The sequence below is a fragment of the Amycolatopsis sp. lyj-109 genome, assembly GCF_046548995.1.
Taxonomy (GTDB): Bacteria; Actinomycetota; Actinomycetes; order Mycobacteriales; family Pseudonocardiaceae; genus Amycolatopsis.
The window spans coordinates 43843-61833 of the sequence record NZ_JAJPWR010000009.1 but is presented as its reverse complement, the minus strand read 5'-3'; the positions used below and the strand labels follow the sequence as shown (position 1 = coordinate 61833).

The 17991-nt window shown below is 71.6% G+C and carries 15 protein-coding genes and 1 tRNA gene; 9 read left to right on the top strand and 7 right to left on the bottom strand.

What is annotated here, in order from left to right:
- Positions 1-702 precede the first annotated feature (702 nt).
- Entirely contained in the window at positions 703-2373 is a 1671-nt protein-coding gene (locus ACLJQF_RS21260) for a recombinase family protein (RefSeq protein ID WP_410610985.1), read from the top strand.
- On the opposite strand, the gene ACLJQF_RS21255 is transcribed toward ACLJQF_RS21260, so the two are convergent.
- Positions 2338-2421 (bottom strand) — tRNA-Leu (locus tag ACLJQF_RS21255). The genes ACLJQF_RS21260 and ACLJQF_RS21255 overlap by 36 nt on opposite strands.
- A 300-nt stretch (positions 2422-2721) precedes the next feature.
- Between ACLJQF_RS21255 and ACLJQF_RS21250 the strand changes: the two genes are divergently transcribed.
- Entirely contained in the window at positions 2722-3528 is an 807-nt protein-coding gene (locus tag ACLJQF_RS21250) for a cellulose binding domain-containing protein (RefSeq protein ID WP_410610984.1), read from the top strand.
- Here the strand turns inward: ACLJQF_RS21250 and ACLJQF_RS21245 are convergent.
- Positions 3525-4415, bottom strand: a complete 891-nt coding sequence (locus ACLJQF_RS21245) for a LysR family transcriptional regulator (RefSeq protein ID WP_410610983.1) — start codon at positions 4413-4415, stop codon at positions 3525-3527. The two genes, ACLJQF_RS21250 and ACLJQF_RS21245, sit on opposite strands and share 4 nt — an antisense overlap.
- A 93-nt stretch (positions 4416-4508) precedes the next feature.
- On the opposite strand from ACLJQF_RS21245, the gene mdlC reads away from it, so the two are divergent.
- Genes mdlC through ACLJQF_RS21230 form a run of 3 tightly spaced genes read left to right on the top strand, consistent with a single transcriptional unit; the run spans position 4509 to position 8733 of the window.
- On the top strand, positions 4509-6077 hold the full coding sequence (gene mdlC / locus ACLJQF_RS21240; protein WP_410610981.1) for a benzoylformate decarboxylase: 1569 nt from the start codon (positions 4509-4511) through the stop codon (positions 6075-6077).
- A gap of 2 nt (positions 6078-6079) precedes the next feature.
- Positions 6080-7507: a benzaldehyde dehydrogenase gene (locus ACLJQF_RS21235; protein WP_410610980.1), complete on the top strand. Its 1428-nt coding sequence runs from the start codon at positions 6080-6082 to the stop codon at positions 7505-7507.
- A gap of 11 nt (positions 7508-7518) precedes the next feature.
- The gene (locus ACLJQF_RS21230) at positions 7519-8733 is read left to right on the top strand and encodes an MFS transporter (protein ID WP_410610979.1); all 1215 of its coding nucleotides are present in this window, start codon (positions 7519-7521) and stop codon (positions 8731-8733) included.
- Here ACLJQF_RS21230 and ACLJQF_RS21225 read toward each other — a convergent pair.
- Both ACLJQF_RS21225 and ACLJQF_RS21220 read right to left on the bottom strand, forming a co-directional pair.
- Positions 8730-8903 carry a hypothetical protein gene (locus ACLJQF_RS21225; RefSeq protein ID WP_410610977.1) on the bottom strand — a complete coding sequence of 58 codons (174 nt, stop codon included), beginning with the start codon at positions 8901-8903 and terminating at the stop codon, positions 8730-8732. The genes ACLJQF_RS21230 and ACLJQF_RS21225 overlap by 4 nt on opposite strands.
- 92 nt (positions 8904-8995) lie before the next feature.
- A complete protein-coding gene (locus ACLJQF_RS21220; protein WP_410610975.1) occupies positions 8996-9604 on the bottom strand; it encodes an HSP18 transcriptional regulator in 609 nt (202 codons plus the stop codon).
- Positions 9605-9710: 106 nt separating this feature from the next.
- Here ACLJQF_RS21220 and ACLJQF_RS21215 point away from each other — a divergent pair, with 106 nt between their 5' ends.
- Both ACLJQF_RS21215 and ACLJQF_RS21210 read left to right on the top strand, forming a co-directional pair.
- Complete coding sequence (locus ACLJQF_RS21215) at positions 9711-10142, top strand: Hsp20/alpha crystallin family protein (protein ID WP_410610974.1); 432 nt, start codon at positions 9711-9713, stop codon at positions 10140-10142.
- Between the two features lie 65 nt (positions 10143-10207).
- Positions 10208-10984 (top strand): ANTAR domain-containing protein, encoded by a 777-nt coding sequence (locus ACLJQF_RS21210; RefSeq protein ID WP_410610973.1) that lies wholly within the window; start codon positions 10208-10210, stop codon positions 10982-10984.
- A gap of 1 nt (position 10985) precedes the next feature.
- Here ACLJQF_RS21210 and ACLJQF_RS21205 read toward each other — a convergent pair whose 3' ends face one another.
- Complete coding sequence (locus ACLJQF_RS21205) at positions 10986-11432, bottom strand: nitroreductase family deazaflavin-dependent oxidoreductase (RefSeq protein ID WP_410610971.1); 447 nt, start codon at positions 11430-11432, stop codon at positions 10986-10988.
- Between the two features lie 321 nt (positions 11433-11753).
- Here ACLJQF_RS21205 and ACLJQF_RS21200 point away from each other — a divergent pair, with 321 nt between their 5' ends.
- Together ACLJQF_RS21200 and ACLJQF_RS21195 are read left to right on the top strand one after the other, a co-directional pair.
- Entirely contained in the window at positions 11754-13040 is a 1287-nt protein-coding gene (locus ACLJQF_RS21200) for an amidase family protein (protein ID WP_410610969.1), read from the top strand.
- On the top strand, positions 13024-13833 hold the full coding sequence (locus ACLJQF_RS21195; RefSeq protein WP_410610968.1) for a MerR family transcriptional regulator: 810 nt from the start codon (positions 13024-13026) through the stop codon (positions 13831-13833). The genes ACLJQF_RS21200 and ACLJQF_RS21195 overlap by 17 nt, the downstream gene beginning before the upstream one ends.
- Here the strand turns inward: ACLJQF_RS21195 and ACLJQF_RS21190 are convergent.
- Together ACLJQF_RS21190 and ACLJQF_RS21185 are read right to left on the bottom strand one after the other, a co-directional pair.
- Positions 13826-15037, bottom strand: coding sequence for a hypothetical protein (locus ACLJQF_RS21190; RefSeq protein WP_410610966.1), 1212 nt, complete (start codon positions 15035-15037; stop codon positions 13826-13828). The two genes, ACLJQF_RS21195 and ACLJQF_RS21190, sit on opposite strands and share 8 nt — an antisense overlap.
- Positions 15034-17985, bottom strand: coding sequence for a DEAD/DEAH box helicase (locus ACLJQF_RS21185; RefSeq protein WP_410610964.1), 2952 nt, complete (start codon positions 17983-17985; stop codon positions 15034-15036). Before ACLJQF_RS21185 ends, ACLJQF_RS21190 begins: the two co-directional genes overlap by 4 nt.
- Positions 17986-17991: the final 6 nt, after the last annotated feature.

Genomic DNA, 17991 nt, shown 5'->3' with positions numbered 1-17991 from the left:
CATCCGAGTGAGCAGAAGCCCCAAACTCCGACAGAACCTCGTAGACCGATTGCATGTCCCGCATTCTCCCCCAAGGGGGACCTGCAAGCTACGATCGACGGTATCTCGGAGTGTTTCCAGGGGCGTCACAGAACCAGCAGCCACCCCGTAGGGCGCCGCGAGCCCCTCACATGACCTGAAAGCGCAGGTCGGAGCCCCGGCAGGTGTCGCTGAACAGACCCCAGGGCCTCTGTGGTCAGGTGGCGCCAGAACAGCGATCTATTCCGAACCAGAGATCCGTACTAAGGACCAGGCGGTAGCGACGACGAACCGGGCCCGTAGCTAACAAGTTGGCATCGCGGTGTCTCCCTGCCTCCTCCCCGAGCGGAGTTGGTCATCGAGTCGCGCACCGCCGACGTTGACCTGAACGGGCACTTCCGCTCTGGTAGCTACGACGGTGTCGTGGACGATCCGTGCACACCGACCACGCCCTGGGGCGGACATGAAGACTCCTGCGAACACCTCTTCACCATCAAGCGCAGCGCGTCGCCGTTCACGACCGCCGACGCGCCAGGACGCCGCCGATAGCCGGCCTCAACTCGTTCGTCGGCGCGACGTCGGCGCGACGATCGTGCTGCTGCCAGCGTCTCCACCGCAACTGTCGCACGAGGCCGCCAGCGCTCTGCTACGACTGCTGCTCGACGCCGACAAGGCGGCCTGATCATGCGGTTCGCGTTCTACGGCCGCGTCTCCACCGAGGACCAGCAGGACCCGGAGGCATCCCGTAACTGGCAGCTTGCCCGGGCGAAGGCGCTGGTCGACAAGCACGGCGAGATCGTCGCCGAGTTCTTCGACGTCGGACAGTCTCGCTCGATTCCCTGGAAGCGCCGGCCCGAGGCGACCCGGCTGCTGACGGTAATGCGCACCGCCGACCGCGGGTTCGACGCCGTCGTCATCGGCGAGCCCCAGCGCGCTTTCTACGGCAACCAGTACGGCCTGACCTTCCCCGTCCTCGTCCACTACGGCGTCGGACTGTGGGTACCTGAGGTCGGCGGCGCGATCGAGCCGGAGTCCGAAGCGCATGATCTCGTCATGTCGGTCTTTGGCGGGATGAGCAAGGGCGAACGCAACCGGATCAAGATCCGTGTCCGGGCCGCTATGGCCGCCCAGGCCTCCGTCGAAGGCCGCTTCCTCGGCGGCCGGCCGCCCTACGGCTACCAGCTTGCCGACGCCGGTCCGCACCCCAATCCGGCGAAGGCCGCTGAAGGCAAACGGTTGCATCGGCTCGAACCCGACCCCGCCACCGCGCCGGTCGTGCAGCGGATCTACGCCGAGTACATCGCCGGCCGTGGAAAGTTCGCCATCGCCGAGGCACTCACCCGCGACGGCATCCTCTCCCCGTCAAGCAGCGACCCGGCCCGCAACCGGCACCGCACCGGCGTCGCCTGGGCCAAAGGCGCAGTCAGCGTCATCCTGACCAACCCTCGCTACACCGGCCGCCAAGTCTGGAATAAGCAGCGCAAAGACGAAGTCCTCATCGACGTCGAGGACGTCGGGCTCGGCCACGAGACCAAGATGCGCTGGAACACCCGCGACAAGTGGATCTTCTCCGAGAAGATCGTCCACGAACCGATCATCGACGTCGACACCTTCCAACGCGCTCAGGAGATCACCGCCGCCAAAGGCGCCGGCCGCAAGACGAGGGAACGGACGCATACCCAGCACCGCTACGTCCTGCGCGGCCTGCTGCACTGCGGGATCTGCGGCCGGCGCATGCAGGGCCAGAAGAGCCGCGACCAGCTCTTCTACCGCTGCCGCTACCCCAACGAGTACGGTCTGGCCAACAGGACCGAGCACCCCCGCAACGTTTACCTCGCCGAACGGGACCTCATCGGGCCGCTCGACAGCTGGCTCAGCACCTGCTTCGCACCTCACCGCCTCGCCGAGACCATCGACGACCTCTACGCAGCCCAGCCCGAACTCGACGTCGATCCCGGCGCAGTCGCCGCCGCCAAGGCAGTCGAGGAATGCGACCGAGCACTCGGACGCCAACGCGCAGCCCTCGAAGCCGGAGCCGACGTCAAGCTCGTCACCGCCTGGATCACCGAAACACAGGCCCGGCGCGCGGAGGCCAAGGCACGCCTCGTCGCACGCCCCCTGCCGCAACGGCTGACCAAAGAGCAGATCGCCGAACTAATCGAGCGGCTGGGCGACATCCGGAACGTGCTGGCCGCAGCCGACACCGACCGCAAAGCGGAGGTCTACCGACAGCTCCAGCTGCACGCGACCTACCACCCCGGTAAACGACTTGTGCGCATCGAGACTAGTCTCGATGCGCACAGTTGGGGATATGGGAAGTGTCCGAGGGGGGACTTGAACCCCCACGCCCGTTAAGGGCACTAGCACCTCAAGCTAGCGCGTCTGCCATTCCGCCACTCGGACCTGCTGAAGAAAGAGTATACGGCCACCCCGCCCCCTCGTTCAGGGGGGTCCGGATCCACACCTCAAGCACCCCTGGCAAGATCGGTAGGTTTCGCCGAGCCTGCATCGATCCAGGCACCCTGGCCTCGCAGTGACGAGACCAGAAGAGTGCCGACACCTTTCGACCTGATGGCCGCGGATCTGGTCACCTACCAGCGAAACGCCGTCATGCTCATACGGTTTACAAGAGCGCCTTCGCTTCCTAGGATTCGCCGGGCAAGCCAGCGCGTTCGAGCGCCCTCGCGAACTGGAGGTTGCGGTATGGCGCGCGTCGGCCGGCCGGATGATGAAGAGATCTCGGTCGATGAGTTGCTTCGGGAGACCGGGGCCATGCCGCGGTCGCTTGGGACTTATGTGCCCATCACGCGGCCTCGGGTGGATGACACCGATGCCGGATATCGGGAACGGCTCGAGCAGCGGGCGCGGGAGGCCTCCGCTGCTCAACAACGTGCCGGGCGGCGGATTCGGTGGGTGTCGGCCCTCTGTGGGGGCGTTGTCGTCATCGGGAGCCTGGTGATCATTGCCGTCACCTCGGAGAGCTCGCCCGGGCGGCAGGCTGCCCTGGCGCCCGATCCGCTCGCTCCCGCCACCACTCCGCGGACGGTCACCACCACGGCGGCGCCGAGTGCCACGCCCGTGCCCACCGTCATGAAGCAGACCTCGACCTCCGCCTCACCCACCTCCTCCGCGCCCAAGACCACCACCGCTGCCACCAGTCAGACGCAGGCTCCGCCGCCGCCCGCTGCGGTTGCCTCGTGCAGCGTCCGCTACGCCGTCACCGACCAGTGGCCCAATGGCTTCACCGCCAACGTCTTCGTCACCAACACCGGCAATCAGACGCTCAACCCGTGGACCTCCGCCTGGAACTTCACCGCCGGGCAGCGGGTCACCCAGAGCTGGAACGGCGACTTCTCCCAGAGCGGTTCGCGGGTCACCATGAAAGCGGTTTCCTACAACCTGAGCCTCGCCCCCGGCGCGACCGTCAACATCGGCTTCAACGGCTCCTTCGACCGCAGCAACCCGACACCCGTCGGGTTCACCCTCGACGGCGCCCGCTGCACCACCTAGCCCAGCACCTCGCGCATGAAGCCCACCAGCCAGTGCTGGGCCGGGCTGCGGGCGTGCGTGTGCCGCGTGTACACCGACACCTGGGCCGGCTCGACCTCGAACGGCAGCTCGAACAGCCGGACCCGGTGCTCGGCCGCGAACATCTCCGCCACCAGCCGCGGGACCATCGCCACCAGCTCGCCGTCCTGCACCAGGTACGGCAGCGCCGCGAAGCGGGTCACCTCGAGCACCACGCGGTCCAGCAGGCCGGACGCCTCCAGCGCGCGACGCGGGCCGTCGTGACCCGTCGGGCCGAACACCGTCACGTGGCGCTCGGCCGCCAGTTGATCCGACGACACAGCAGAACCCAGGCGCGGGTGGTCCGAGGCCACCATGCCCAGGTAGCCCTCGGAAAACAGGGGGATCCGGGCGACGCGCTGGGAGCTGGTCAGCGAGGAGGCGACGAACGCGTCGATCTCGCCGCGGCCGAGCTGGTCGGCCGCGCGGTCGACGTCCAGCGGCCGGACGGTCAGCGTCACTCCGGGAGCGCGCGACGGCAGGGCCGCCATCAGGCGCGGCAGCAGTGAGATCTCCCCCAGGTCCGACAGGCACAGCGTGAACGCCGCCCGGGCCGTCGACGGCGGGAACGACTTCGCGCCGCTCACCGCCGTCTCGATCTCCGACAGCGCGCTGTGCAGGGGCTCGTAGAGCGCGCGGGCGGTCGTCGTCGGCACCAGGCCGCCGCCGGTGCGGCGGAACAGCTCGTCGGAGAACCGGCGACGCAGCTTCTGCAGGCTGTAGCTGATCGTCGGCTGCGTGACGTGCAGGGACTCGGCCGTCGCCGTCACGCTGCGGGTCTCGTACAGCAGCACGAACGTGCGCACGAGGTTCAGGTCGAAGTCCGGCATATCGATCCCATCGATGATGCAACGCGCCAACATCTATTGGAACACAGCCGCGCGGCTCCATAGGGTCGGTCCGACTTCGAGGAGGCCCCGCCCATGCCCACCGCCCGCCGGCTCGCCCACGAGTTCCTGGACCGCCGTGGCCTGACCACCATCTTCGGCAACCCCGGGTCCAACGAGCTGCCGTTCCTCGCCGAGCTGCCGGCGCACTTCCGGTACGTCCTCGGCCTGCACGAAGGCGCCGTCGTCGGGATGGCCGACGGCTACGCCCAGGCGACCGGCCGCCCGGTGCTGGTCAACCTGCACGCCGCCGCCGGCTCCGGCAACGCGATGGGCGCGCTCACCAACGCCGTCTACTCGCGCTCTCCCCTGGTGCTCACCGCGGGCCAGCAGGTCAGGACGGCGATCGGGCTGGAGGCGATGCTCGCCAACGTCGACGCGACGCAGCTGATGCGGCCCCTGGTGGCCTGGTCGGGTGAGCCGAGTTGCGCCGCGGACGTCCCGCGCTCGCTCGCCCAGGCGGTGTTCGAGGCCGAGCTGCACCGGCGCCCGAGCTACCTCTCGGTGCCCTACGACGACTGGGCCGTCGAGCTGGAGGAGACGGCGACGCTCGACCGGCGGGTCCAGAAAGGGCTGGCTCCGAGCGAAGCCCAGCTCGACGATCTCGCCGCGAGCGTCGCCGGGGCGAAGAACCCGGCGCTGGTCCTGGGCGGCGACATCGACGCCGCCGGGCTCTTCGACCGCGCCGTCGCCCTGGCCGAGCGCCTCGGCCTGCCGACCTGGGTGGCGCCGTCGCCGCACCGGCTGCCCTTCCCCAACCGGCACCCGCTCTTCCGCGGCGTGCTGCCCGCCGGCATCGCGACCGTGTCGGCCGCGCTGACCGGGCACGACCTCGTGCTGGTGCTCGGCGCGCCGGTTTTCCGCTACCACCAGCACGTGCCCGGCGCGTACCTGCCCGAAGGCACCCGGCTGATCCAGGTCACCGACGACTTCGGCGCCGCGGCCCGCGCGCCGATGGGCGAGGCGCTGGTCGCCGACCCCGCGCCGGTGATCGAGGCGCTGCTGGGGAAAATCCCGGCCCGCGAAGCAGAACGCGAATACGTCGAAAGCCCGGAGCCCAGGACCGGCGAGAAAGCGCTGCACCCGGAGCAGGTGTTCGCCGCCCTGCGCGACACCCAACCCCGTGACACGCGCTACGTCGTCGAGTCGACTTCGACGAACTCGGCCTGGTGGCGGCAGATGGACCTGCGCCGCGCAGGCTCCTACTTCTTCCCGGCCGCCGGTGGCCTCGGCTTCGGCCTGCCCGCCGCGGTCGGCGTCGCGATGGGGAGCCCGGACCGCCCGGTCGTCGGCGTCATCGGCGACGGCTCGGCCAACTACGGCATCACGGCGTTGTGGACCGCCGCGCACTACCGCGTGCCGGTCACCTTCGTGATCCTGCGCAACGGCGTCTACGGCGCTCTGCGGTGGTTCGGCGAGCTGCTCGGGACGCCGGACGTGCCCGGCACGGAGATCCCCGGGCTCGATTTCACCGCCATCGCGGCCGGCTACGGCGTCGAAGCCACCACCGCCCGCGACGAAGACGACTTGCGCGCCCAGCTCAAGGCGACCCCGGACGGCCCCCGGCTGATCCAGGTCGACACCGAACCGACCACACCGGAGTGATCATGACCTTGCTGGAGAACGAATTCCGCGGCGGCAGCGGCGGGACCCACCAGGTCGTCGAACCGGCCACCGGGGACGTCCTGGGCCGGGTGGGCATCGCGACGCCGGACGACGTCGCGGAAGCCGCCGCCACCGCCGCGCAGGCCCAGCGCGACTGGGCCCGCCGCAAACCCGCCGAACGCGCCGCGGTGCTGCGCCGCGCCGGCGACCTGTGGGAGACGCACGCCGCCGAGGTGCAGGACTGGATCGTCCGTGAAGCCGGCTCGACGCGGCCCAAGGCCGGGATCGAGACCGAGATGGCGGCCGGGATCTGCTTCGAGGCCGCGGCCCTGCCCACGCACCCGCTCGGCGAGGTGCTGAGCACCGGCGAACCCCGCTGGTCGCTGGCGCGGCGGGTGCCGGCCGGCGTGGTGTCGGTGATCTCGCCGTTCAACTTCCCGCTGATCCTGGCCATCCGCTCGGTGGCGCCCGCGCTCGCGCTGGGCAACGCCGTGCTGCTCAAGCCCGACCTGCGGACCGCGGTGTCCGGCGGGGTCAGCATCCTGCGCGTCTTCGAGGAGGCCGGGCTGCCCGAAGGCCTGCTGCACCTGCTGCCCGGCGACGCCGCCGTCGGCGCCGCGGTGGTCGACGCGCCGGAGGTGTCGATCGTGTCGTTCACCGGCTCGACCGCGGCCGGGCGGAAGGTCGGCGAAGCCGCCGCGCGTTCGCTCAAGCGCGTGCACCTGGAGCTGGGCGGGAACAACGCGCTCGTCGTGCTGCCGGGCGCCGACGTCGCCAAGGCGGCTTCCGCCGGCGCGTTCGGCTCGTTCCTGCACCAGGGCCAGATCTGCATGACCACCGGCCGGCACCTCGTCCACGAGTCCCAGGTGGACGACTACGTCGAAGCCCTCGCCGAGAAGGCGCGCCGGCTGCCCGTGGGGAACCCGGCCGAGGGCGACGTCGCGCTCGGCCCGATCATCGACGACCGCCAGCTCGCGCACGTCACCGACGTCGTCGACCGCAGCGTCGCGGCCGGCGCGCGGGTACTGGCGGGCGGGAAGCCCGACGCGCCGTTCTACCCGCCGACCGTCCTCTTCGGACTCGACGACGCGAGTCCGGCCTGGCGCGAGGAGATCTTCGGCCCGGTCGCGCCGGTGCGCGCCTACCGCGACCTCGACGAGGCCGCGCGGCTGGTCAACGCCTCGGCGTACGGCCTGTCCGTCGGCATCCTCGGCGACGTCGGCACCGCGATGACGCTGGCCGAGGAGGTCCGCTCGGGCAAGGTGCACATCAACGAGCAGACCGTCGGCGACGAGCCGACCGCGCCCTTCGGCGGCGTCGGCGACTCCGGCAACGGCTCCCGCTTCGGCGGGGCGAAGGCCAACATCGAGGCCTTCACCGAGACGCAGTGGCTGACCGTCCGCGCGGACATCGCGCACTACCCCTTCTGAGGAGCACGACGATGACAACGACGTCTCGTGGCACGTGGACGGCGGTCCTCTGCTGGCTGACCGTCCTGCTCGAGGGCTACGACCTGGTCGCGCTCGGCGCCACCATCCCGACCCTGCTCAAGAGCGGCTACCTCGGCTTCACCGCGGCCGGCGCGACCGCGGTGGCCACGGTGTCGCTGATCGGCGTGGCCGTCGGTGCCGCCGGTCTCGGCCCGCTCACCGACCGGTTCGGCCGCCGCGTGCTGCTCATCGGCTCGGTCCTGCTGTTCTCGGTGTTCACCCTGCTGACGCCGCTCGCGCCGAACGTCGCGACGTTCGGCGTGTTCCGGTTCGTCGCCGGGCTCGGCCTCGGCGCGTGCATGCCGGTGGCACTGACCGTGATGTCGGAGAACCTGCCGGCCCGGCGGCGCGCCAGTGCGAGCACGGTCACCATGACCGGCTACCACGTCGGCGCGGTGCTCACGTCGATTCTCGCGCTGTACGCCAAGGAGGACTGGCACCTGCTGTTCTACGGCGGCGGGATCGTCGGCCTGCTGGCGGTGCCGCTGATGTGGTGGAAGCTGCCGGAGTCCGAGGCCTATCTCGCGGCTCGCGAAACGTCCGGGCGCGTGGGGCTCAAGGACCTGCTGGGCGGGCGGTTCCGGCGGATCAGCATCGCCGTCTGGACCGGTTCGTTCATGGGGCTGCTGCTGGTCTACGGGCTCAACACCTGGCTGCCGCAGCTGATGCGCACGGCGGGCTACCCGATCTCGACGTCGATCACGCTGCTGCTGGTGCTCAACATCGGCGCGGTGCTCGGGCTGGTGCTGGCCGGCACGATCGCGGACCGGTTCGGCATCCGCCCGATCGTGCGGATCTGGTTCGGTGCCGGCGCGGTCCTGCTGGCGGCGCTGAGCCTGAAGATCGGGAACGCGGTCGTGCTCAACGCGGTCGTGCTGCTGACCGGCGTGTTCGTGTTTTCCGCGCAGGTGCTGATCTACGGCTACGTCGCGCACGCGTTCCCGGCGTCGGCCCGGGGCACCGCGCTCGGGCTGACGTCGGCGGTCGGGCGGCTGGGCTCGATCCTCGGCCCGTTCGTCACCGGGGCGCTGGTCACCGCCGGGATCGCTTACCCGTGGGGCTTCTACTTCTTCGCCGTCGTGGCCGTGCTGGGCCTGGTCGCGGTGCTGCTGTTGCGCGGCGACGCGCGATCCGAGGAGCGGTTGACGCCCGTGTCCGCCGGCTAAACCGTGTCTTCCGGACGGCGGCGGCCCAGCGTCGCCTCCGGGTGCTCGGTGCGGCGGTCGGAGTCGCGCAGGACCTCGCGTGCCTGGCCCTCGGGGTCCGCGCTGTCGACGGCTTGCTCTTCGGGCAGCAGTTCGGCCCGGGTTTCGGTCCGGTCAGGGGTGTCGTCCATGCCTCCCGGGTACCCGATCCGGAACGATCTCAGACGCTCAGCCGGCCGGGCAAACCCGCGCCGATCTTGCGGAACGCCGGCCTCGCGAGAGTTCAGTCCCGGGTGCGGCGGCTGCCGGCGGCGTCGCGGCGCAGCCGGTCGGCGTGGGCCGAGATCTCGCCGAGCTGCTCGGCCAGCCGGGCGTGCGCGCCGGTCAGGTGCGGCCGGGCGGCGGCCAGCGGCGGGAGCAGCGTCGACGGGTCGTCGTCGCCGAGGGCCGCGCCGAGGCGATCGGCGCTCTCCTGCGCGGCCGGGCCGAGCCCGTCGAGCGCGCTTACCCGGCCGGCGAGCTGGCGCAGGATCGCCGAGTTGCGGCGGGCCCAGTCGGCGACGGCCCGGTCGCCCGCGCGCCGGTCGCGTTCCGCGTCGACCCGCGCCTCACCGGTCTTCTCGCCGGTGTGCGACGGCTGCAGCCGCAGGTAGCGCCGTTCCGCGGCCTGCCGGCTCGCGACGCCGAGGGCAGGTGCGAGCGCCACCCAGCTGGTGCCGGCCGCCCTGGCCGCGGTGATCAGCTCCGGTTCCCAGCTCGCGAGTTCCTCCCGCAGCACCCGGAGGCCGGACAACGCGGCCAGCACCTGGTCCTGGTCCGCGACCCCGGCCCGGGCGGCGGCGACCACCTCCTGGATCCGGCGCAGCACGCCGGCGGAATCGGTTTCCTGCATCAAGTCATCCTTTCGACGACCCTCATCTTGTCATCGTTTTGACGACATGCTAGAACAGGTCCGCGTGTTGACACCAGAGTCAACGAGTTCCAGGAGGTGGATCCCGATGTTGATGCGCACCGACCCGTTCCGCGACCTCGACCGGTTCGCCCAGCAGGTCTTCGGTGCCGGCACCTGGTCGAAGCCGGCCGCGATGCCGATGGACGCCTACCGCGCCGGCGACGAGTTCGTGGTGTGCTTCGACCTCCCCGGCGTCGATCCCGGCGCCGTCGAGCTGGACGTCGAGCGCAACGTCCTCACGGTCAAGGCCGAGCGACGGCCCCTGCCGACCGGTGACGACGTCCGGATGCACGTCTCCGAGAGGCGGCTGGGCGTGTTCTCCCGCCAGCTGTTCCTCGGCGACACCCTGGACACCGAGCACATCACCGCGAACTACGACGCCGGGGTGCTGACCGTCCGCATCCCGATCGTCGAGAAGGCGAAGCCGCGGCGCATCGAGATCGACGGCGCCGGCGACCACCCGCAGCTCAAGGCCTGACTCCGAGCGAGGCGGGCCGGGCACGCGCCCGGCCCGCCCCCCACCGCGCCGAGGAGGGGTTTGCGGTGACCGTCCTGCCCACGCCACACCGGGTGACCCCCTTGCTGGAAGAACTGCTCGCCCGGATCGCGGCCGACGTGCCGGGCGTCCTCGGCGCGGCGGTGTCCGTGCACCACCGCGGCGGGCCCCTGCACGTGGCCGCCGCCCACGGGCTCTCCGCGGTTTTCGTCCCGGCCCAGCTGGCCGGGTTCGGCGGCCCGGTCCCGACCGCCGGTCACACCGGCGAGCCGGTGGTGACCGCGGACGTCTACGCCGACGACCGCTGGCCGTTCGTCACGCTGAGCGGCCTGCTCGAACACCATCCCGCGCTCGCCACGGACTGGCCGCGGCTGCGCGGGGTCGCGGCGCTGCCCTCGGCGTGGGACGCCGAAGGAACGCTGGTCCTGTCGGTGGCCCTCGACCGCCCGGCCACCGAAGAGACGCTGAACGTGCTGCGGCGGCACGAGCGGCTCGCCGCGATGGCACTGGTCGTCGGCGAAGCGGCCCGGCCGGACCGGACCGACCAGATGCTGGACCTCCTGCAGTCGCGCGCCGCGCTGGAGGAGGCCAAGGGCATCGTCATGGCCCTGCGCCGCTGCACCCCCGACGAGGCGTGGAACACGCTGCGGCGGGCGAGCCAGGAATCCAACGTCAAGGTGCGCGAACTCGCCGTCGCGCTGGTGGAACTGCTCGCCGGCACCCCGGCACCCCAGCCGCACGGCGAGCGCACGATCCACCCGGGCCCGGCCGCCCGCCGCGCGGCCCGGCAGCTGCTGGGCGCCCTGGAGAACAGCCGCCGCTGACTCAGGACCGTTCGACGCGGAAGACCGCGATGCGCTCGGCGGAAGCCGCGACGGCGTCCGGCGTCGGCGCGTCCGCCAGGCCGGTCGTCACGAACCGCTTTCCCACGCTCGGCGGGCTGGTTTCGACGAGCCGGCGCAGGACCGGCCGCCGCTCCTCGACCGGCAGCTCGGTCAGCCGCGCGACCGACGAGCGGCGGCCGCGGGTGAGCGTCACCTCGCCCGCGGCCCGCACGTTAGCCACCCAGGCCGCCTTCGGATAGGCCTGGACGATGTAGTGCTGCCCGTCGATGAGGTTGACGGCGATGGGGAACGTGCGCGGGACCCCGGTGCGCCGCCCCGGCACGGTCAGCAGCTGCATCGGGCCGAAGGCGACGCCGAGCCGCTGCAGCCCGACCACGATCTTGTTGCCGGTGTTGACCATCCGGCGGTAGCTCTGCGCTGTTGTCATGCTCCGACGGTACACCAACTCATACGACTCTCGTATGATCTGAGTCTCGTAGTTACTACTCGCGTTCGGGGCCCGGCTTGGGCTCCGGCGGCACCGGGTCCGGTACGGGCACCCCGGGATCCGGGAGCGGCCGGTCCGGGTCCGGGACGATAGGGGCGGGCTGGATCGGTTCGGGCGATACCGGGGGTGCGGTCGACATCGGTCTTCCCTCCGCCGCTGCGCCGCCCGCGATTCGGGCGGCGATCACCCGGGGTCTACCCGCTGCGGCGGGCCGCGGAAACCCGTTGACCCTGACACCGTGTCAGGCGCTATCCCGGACCCATGACGCCTTTCCGCACCGCGACCGAGGTGGCCGCCGGGATCCGCCGCGGCGAGCTCTCGGCGCGCGAACTGACCGAAGAGCTCTTCGCCCGGATCGACGCCTCCACCGTCAACGCCGTCATCGCGACCTGCCGCGACTCCGCACTGGAGGCCGCGGAGGAAGCCGATCGGACCGTCGCGCGCGGGCCCTTGCACGGCGTCCCGATGACGGTCAAGGACGCCTTTGCCGTGCGAGGCCTGCCGACGACCTGGGGTGAGCCGGCGTTCGCGGACTGCGTCGCGGACGAGGACGCGGCGGTCGTCGAACGGCTGCGGGCCGCGGGAGCGATCGTCGTGGGCAAGTCGAACGTCCACCGGATGCTGGCGGACTTCGGCCGGACCGAGAACCCGCTCCACGGGCGGACGCTCAACCCGAGGGACCACACCCGGACGCCGGGCGGTTCGAGCGGAGGTGCCGCGGCCGCGCTCGCCGACGGCCTGACCTACCTCGAACACGGCTCCGACCTGGCCGGGTCGATCCGGATCCCGGCCGCGTACTGCGGGGTGTACGGCCTCAAGCCCACCGTGGGCACCGTGCCGCTGCGCGGGTTCCAGCCGCCGGGCCCGCCCGCGTCACTCGCCCGGGAATTCCCCCTGGCGGTCGGTCCCCTGGCCCGGTCGGCGGCCGACCTGCGGCTTGCCCTGCGCGTCACCGGTGGGCCGATGCGGCCGTCACGACGCTCCCGGCTCGACGGCTTCCGCGCCGGCGTCGTGCTCGACGATCCGGCCTGCCCGGTGACCGGCGAGGTCGGCGCGGCGCTGTCGGACGCCGTCGATGCCCTGGCCCGCGCCGGGGTGCGGATCCGCGAGGGCTGGCCGGCGGACGTCGACCCGATCGTCCAGGCCGAGGCGTTCGGCTTCCAGGTGGACCTGTTCTTCGCGAGCCAGGACGGGCGCGCACCGGCCGGGACGGCCGAGCAGGAGCGGCGACGGGCGGCCCTGACCGCCGCGTGGGACCGGTACCTGGCCGACGTCGACGTCTTCCTCTGCCCCACGGTGTTCACCACCGCGCCCGCCCACGACGACCGGCACCGCTACGACGACCAGGTGTTCTGGATCGCGCAGGCGTCGCTGCCCGGGCTGCCGGCGGTCAGCGCCCCGGCCGGCGGGGCGCGACCGGCCGGGCTGCAGGTCGTCGGCCCCGCGCACGAGGACGACACGGCGATCACGTTCGCGGAACTCGCCGCGGACGTCATCGGCGGGTTCGTCCCGCCTGGGGAAGGATCGAGCCGTGTTCTCGATCGGTGACTTCGCCCGCCACGGCCGGGTTTCGGTCCGGATGCTGCGCCACTACGACGCGCTCGGGCTGCTGCGCCCGGCGCGCGTCGACCCCGCGACCGGCTACCGCAGCTACACGGCGGCCCAGCTGGCCCGGCTCAACCGGATCGTCGCGCTGAAGGACCTCGGATTCACGCTGGAGCAGGTGGCCGCGCTGCTGGCGGACGAGGTCACGGTGGCGCAGGTGCGGGGCATGCTGACGCTGCGGCGCGCGGAGCTGGAAGCCGCGCTGGCCGAAGGGACGGCCCGGTTGGCGCGGGTCGAGGCCCGGCTGCGGACGATCGAGGCGGAAGGCCGCGCGCCCACCGACGACATCGTGGTCAAGGAGCTGCCCGGCATGCGGGTGGTGGAGCTGACGGGCATCGCGGCGGGCTTCGCCCCGGAGGCGATCGGGCCGGTGGTGCACCCGCTGTGCGCGGAGCTCGGCCGCCGTCTCCCGCAGGCGGACGTCACCCCGGCAGGACGGCTGACGTGCTACTACGAGCAGCGCGCGGAGGACGAGGTCGTGGTGCACGCCGCGATCCCGGCGTCGGTGGGCAGCGGTGATCTCAACGGCCTGACGGTGGCGGACCTGCCGCCGGCCCGCGCGGCCACCCTGGTCCACCGCGGCGCGATCGACGGCGTCCTGCCGAGCTGGCAGGCGGTGGTGCGCTGGATCGACGACCACGGCTGCCGGTCGGCCGGGCCGCAGCGGGAGGCCTATCTGGACTGCCCGGCGGATCCGGCCGGCTGGGTGACGGAGCTGCAGGAGCCGATCAGGTGAGCGCCGCGAGCCGGTCCGCAAGTTTGCCGCGCCCCGCCCGCACGGCCAGCTCCCGGATCTCGCCGAGACCGGGATCACCGAGACTGAACTGGTGGACGATCCTCGTCACCCGGCTCCTCACCTGCTCCGCGTCACCGCGGACGGTCCGGCCGAGGTAGGCGTCGAGCCGCTCCAGGAAGGCGCGTTCCCGTGCGCTGCGGTCCACGCACCAGAGGTGCACCAGGTCGGTTCCCAACACGGCGAAGGAGCCCATCCTGGTCAGCGGCACGGGTCCGTCCGGCTGGAAGCTCTTGGCGGGCAGGACCACCCGCCACCCGCCCTGCGTCGTGCGGGTCGGGGAACAGCCGTCGATGCCCTGCTTGGCAAGCCAAGCGGTGATCCGGGCCTCCGTCTGCTCGGCGCTCACCGTGCAGGCGTCCGAATCGAGGACCCCGATGATCTCGGGGGTCGTTTCGCAGAGCGAGCCGAGATCCGGGTCCGCGACGTCGCTCGCCCGGGTGTAGACCAGATGCCGGATCCGGCCGGCCGGATCCGTCGCGCGCACCACGAACATCGGCAGGTACACGCACTCCTCACCGAGGCTTTCCGGGCTCTCGATCCGGACCGGCAGGTTGTAGTGGTCGCGATCCGCGCGACCGGCCAGCTCCGCCAGCGCCTCCCGCCGGAACCCGTGGGTGGTGTGGAGCATCCGGAAGGTGCGGTTCCGCTCCTTGGCCGTGGCCGCCGGGATTTCGTGGACGGCCAGGAAAGTCACCACGCCGGCGTCGTAGTACGGACGGCTCAGGGGCGAGGACCGGAACCCGTCGAAGTACAGCTTCCTGCGGTCTTCACGCCGGCTGACGTAACACACACCGTCCCGCTGGGACTGCGCCCCGAGGCCGGTCAGCGCGAGACGTCCGTCGACCACCCGGAGGTGCCCGATCCGGTGGAGGACCCGCAGCGCCCGGTCGACCAAAGCGTTGTCCAGCGCGAAGAAACCGGCCAGTTCCGCCGTGGTTCCCAAGCCGGCCTCGGCGATGCCGCGCTCGAGGTACCGGTCGATCAGCTCGTACGGCCGGCCGTCGGTCGTCGTCGCCCGTACCTCGACCTGCCAGACCGGGAGGAGGATGGCGAAGATCCGCGTCGGGGTCAGTCCCTGGCCGAAGGCCGCGTCTTCGAGCGCGCGTTCCTCCGGGTAGCGCAGCAGCCCGTCCCGGCCGTTCACGAAGCGTCCCGCAAGTCGTCCAGCAGGCGAGCGATTTCCCGGTACGACCGCACGTCCCCGGCCGCGGCGACGTGCCGGCCCAGCGATCGGGCCAGCTTGCGGAAGTCGCCGTCCCGGGCCAGCCGGAGCATGTCGAGGTCACCGGTCAGCACCAGCTGCTGCTTGGCGCGGGTGAACGCGACGTTCGCCCGGCGCAGCTCACGCAGGAACCCGACGTTGTTCGACCGGTTGCTGCGGGTGAATCCGTAGAGGATCACGTCCCGTTCGCCACCCTGGAACGAGTCCACGGTACCCACGTTGGTGTCGATCGTGTCCTGTTCCGGTATTTGCGCGCGGAGCAGCTGCTTGACGAGCTTCACCTGGGCGGCGTAGGGGACGATCAGCGCCCACTCTTCGTGGCGCCGGTGGTAGAACGCCGCGAGCTCGCTGAGCAGGCGCGCCTCCGCGTGGTTGACCGTGCCGCCCGCCAGCTGCGGATCCCAGTCGCGGGCCGGGGTTTCGGCGCGCTGCGCCTCCGAGAGACCCGACGTGTCCACGAAAGCCAGCGGACTGGCGAACAACGGGTCGTCGTGGTCGCGCTCCACCATCGTCTCGAGGGTGTTGCCGTAGAACGTCTCCGAGACGAAGTCCGCGATGACCTTCGGCATCCGGCGCTGCTGACGCAGCTGGACGAGGTGACTCTTCGGCAGGTGCTCGACAAGGACTTCCAGGGCGCTCTTCGTGACGAGGTCGCGGAACGCGGGATCACCACTGCGATCCGCCCAGGCTTCGACCTCGTCGTCGACGAACGGCGGCAGCTGACGATCGTCGCCCACCAGCACCGTCCGCTCGGCACGCACGAGCGGCACCAGCAGGTTGTTGACGCTGATCTGGCCGGCCTCGTCGACGATGGCGAGGTCGAACTCCACCTCGGCGATCTCCGACCGCGACGCCGCACCGATGCACGTCGCACCGATCACGTCGGCGTAGCGGATCAACTCCGGGTACAGCTGCTCGACCGCGCCGGAGGCCTCGTCGTGCCATTCCTCGAGCAGCTTCGCCCGGACGTTCAGCAACGCCAGCCGCGGACCGAGCCACCGGTGGAACCGGGCGAGCCCGGCCATGGCCGCTTCGGCGGCATCGTCGTCGCGGAGGGCCGGCAGGACGTCCGCGGGCCCGACGGCAGCCCTGACGGCGTGCGCGGCCACCATCGCTTCCGCCCTGCGCTCCTCCGTCCGGCCGCCGGCCTCGTGCACTGCCTGCCGGGCGGACTGCACCTGGGGCACGTCCCGGGTCGCCAGGTCGAGCGCGTGCTCGGCCGCGTGCACGTCGCCGCGAAGCCGGTCGGCGACCTGCCGGAGACCGGCGAGTTCGGTGCCGCCGGCAGCCAGCAGGCGCGCTCGCCGACGGGCCAGGGCTCGCGCGAGACCGGCGAAGAGGGGCCACGGCGGCCGGGAGCGCGCCTGCCGGTCACGCTGCGCGAGCCGGTTCACCTTGTCCTGCCGCTTGCCGGCCTTCTCCTGCTGACGGGTGAGTGAGGCAACCGCGGCAGCAAGGTGTTCCCGAGCCGGTCCGCCGAAGCGGTGTCGCACCTCGGCCAGGTGCGCGCCGGCCGCTCGGTGCGCGCCGAGCGCGATCTCGAGTTCCCCGATCCGGCGGCCCAGCTCCTGGGCCCAGCGTCCGGCGTTCGGCAGGCCGTCGTAGTTCGAACGGGCCGCCGCGGTGGTGGCCAGGACCTCGCCGCGCAGTTCGGTGGCCAGCCGTTCCAGCAGGAACGGCCGTCCGGTCGCATCGATCTTGCCTTCGTTGCCCACCCGGACGACCACCACGTCCACCGGCAGCTTGGCGAGGACGTTGTCCACGGCCCGGTTCGTGTGGGAGGCCACGAGCACGGGTCCTCGTTCGGGTGCCAGCGCGCACGCACGGGCGATCTGGCTGATGGTCCGCGTCTTGCCCGTGCCCGGCGGCCCGAGGACCACCAGCAGGTCGGGCACGCCGAGCGCGTTCCGGAACGCGGTGAGCTGGTCTTCGTCGAGCTCTTCGCCCGGCTGCGCCGGGACCGGCCGGTACGGCTGCACCCGGTGCTCGACGAGCACCGGCAGCAGGGACCGGTTGCGGGTCCGCCCGGTCCGCAGGAGAGCGACTGCCTCGCGTTGCTTGGCGAAGACGACGTCGCTGGAGGTCAGTTCCAGCTCTCCTTGCGGTGCCAGTCTTTCCCAGCTGATCGGCTGGTCGAAGCGGACCGTCACCTCGTTCCCGCGGGTCCGGGTCACCTGGCCGCGCTGTTCCGGTTCGCCGCGCAGCTGCACGAACATGTCGCGCTCCGGCACCCGCCCGCCGACGACCCGGAAGACGTAGACCGACGAACCGGTGTACCGCCGCTCCCCCACCGTTTCCACCGCCCGGTACGGGTAGGCCGGTGCCGACCGGGTCCGCTTCGCGGTCAGCTCCTGGTCGGTGTCGATCAGCTTGTCCAGCCGGTCGAGGAACCGCGTGTGCACGGGCACCTCCCGGACCGCCTGGTCCCGGACGTCCTGGCTCCGGTTCAGGGCAGCCCATTCCTTCGCGATCCGCGGCCAGTGCGCGGACGACCCGGCCGGGATCTCGCGGTGCTCGAAGACGGTGTGCCACCTCGTCCGCAGGAGCAGGCAACCCCGGGCCAGCCGATCGTGGTCCTTCAGCCGGATCGGGTCGATCGCCGCGATCGTGTAGGCGTCGCCGTATTTGGTGGCGAAGAGCCGCACCAGGTAGGTGTGGGTGTGCAGCAGCAGGCTCGGGTCGTCGCCTTGGCGCAGCGGCGGGCTCAGCGTGGCCGGTACCCCTTCCGATCGCGCCGCCAGATCGGCCGCGACCTGGCCGATTCCGGCGGGCAGGCCGGGGTGGTCCCGGCGCTGCCGCTGCAGCTTCGCGTCGAGCGACTTTCCCGGGACGAGCACGACCCATCGGGGAAGATCGACAACCTGGAGCAAACCGGC

Coding starts and splice junctions, on each gene's coding strand:
- ACLJQF_RS21260 (WP_410610985.1), top strand. CDS start 703: ATGCGGTTCGCGTTCTACGGCCGCGTCTCCACCGAGGACCAGCAGGAC.
- ACLJQF_RS21250 (WP_410610984.1), top strand. CDS start 2,722: ATGGCGCGCGTCGGCCGGCCGGATGATGAAGAGATCTCGGTCGATGAG.
- ACLJQF_RS21245 (WP_410610983.1), bottom strand. CDS start 4,415: ATGCCGGACTTCGACCTGAACCTCGTGCGCACGTTCGTGCTGCTGTAC.
- mdlC (WP_410610981.1), top strand. CDS start 4,509: ATGCCCACCGCCCGCCGGCTCGCCCACGAGTTCCTGGACCGCCGTGGC.
- ACLJQF_RS21235 (WP_410610980.1), top strand. CDS start 6,080: ATGACCTTGCTGGAGAACGAATTCCGCGGCGGCAGCGGCGGGACCCAC.
- ACLJQF_RS21230 (WP_410610979.1), top strand. CDS start 7,519: ATGACAACGACGTCTCGTGGCACGTGGACGGCGGTCCTCTGCTGGCTG.
- ACLJQF_RS21225 (WP_410610977.1), bottom strand. CDS start 8,903: ATGGACGACACCCCTGACCGGACCGAAACCCGGGCCGAACTGCTGCCC.
- ACLJQF_RS21220 (WP_410610975.1), bottom strand. CDS start 9,604: ATGCAGGAAACCGATTCCGCCGGCGTGCTGCGCCGGATCCAGGAGGTG.
- ACLJQF_RS21215 (WP_410610974.1), top strand. CDS start 9,711: ATGTTGATGCGCACCGACCCGTTCCGCGACCTCGACCGGTTCGCCCAG.
- ACLJQF_RS21205 (WP_410610971.1), bottom strand. CDS start 11,432: ATGACAACAGCGCAGAGCTACCGCCGGATGGTCAACACCGGCAACAAG.
- ACLJQF_RS21200 (WP_410610969.1), top strand. CDS start 11,754: ATGACGCCTTTCCGCACCGCGACCGAGGTGGCCGCCGGGATCCGCCGC.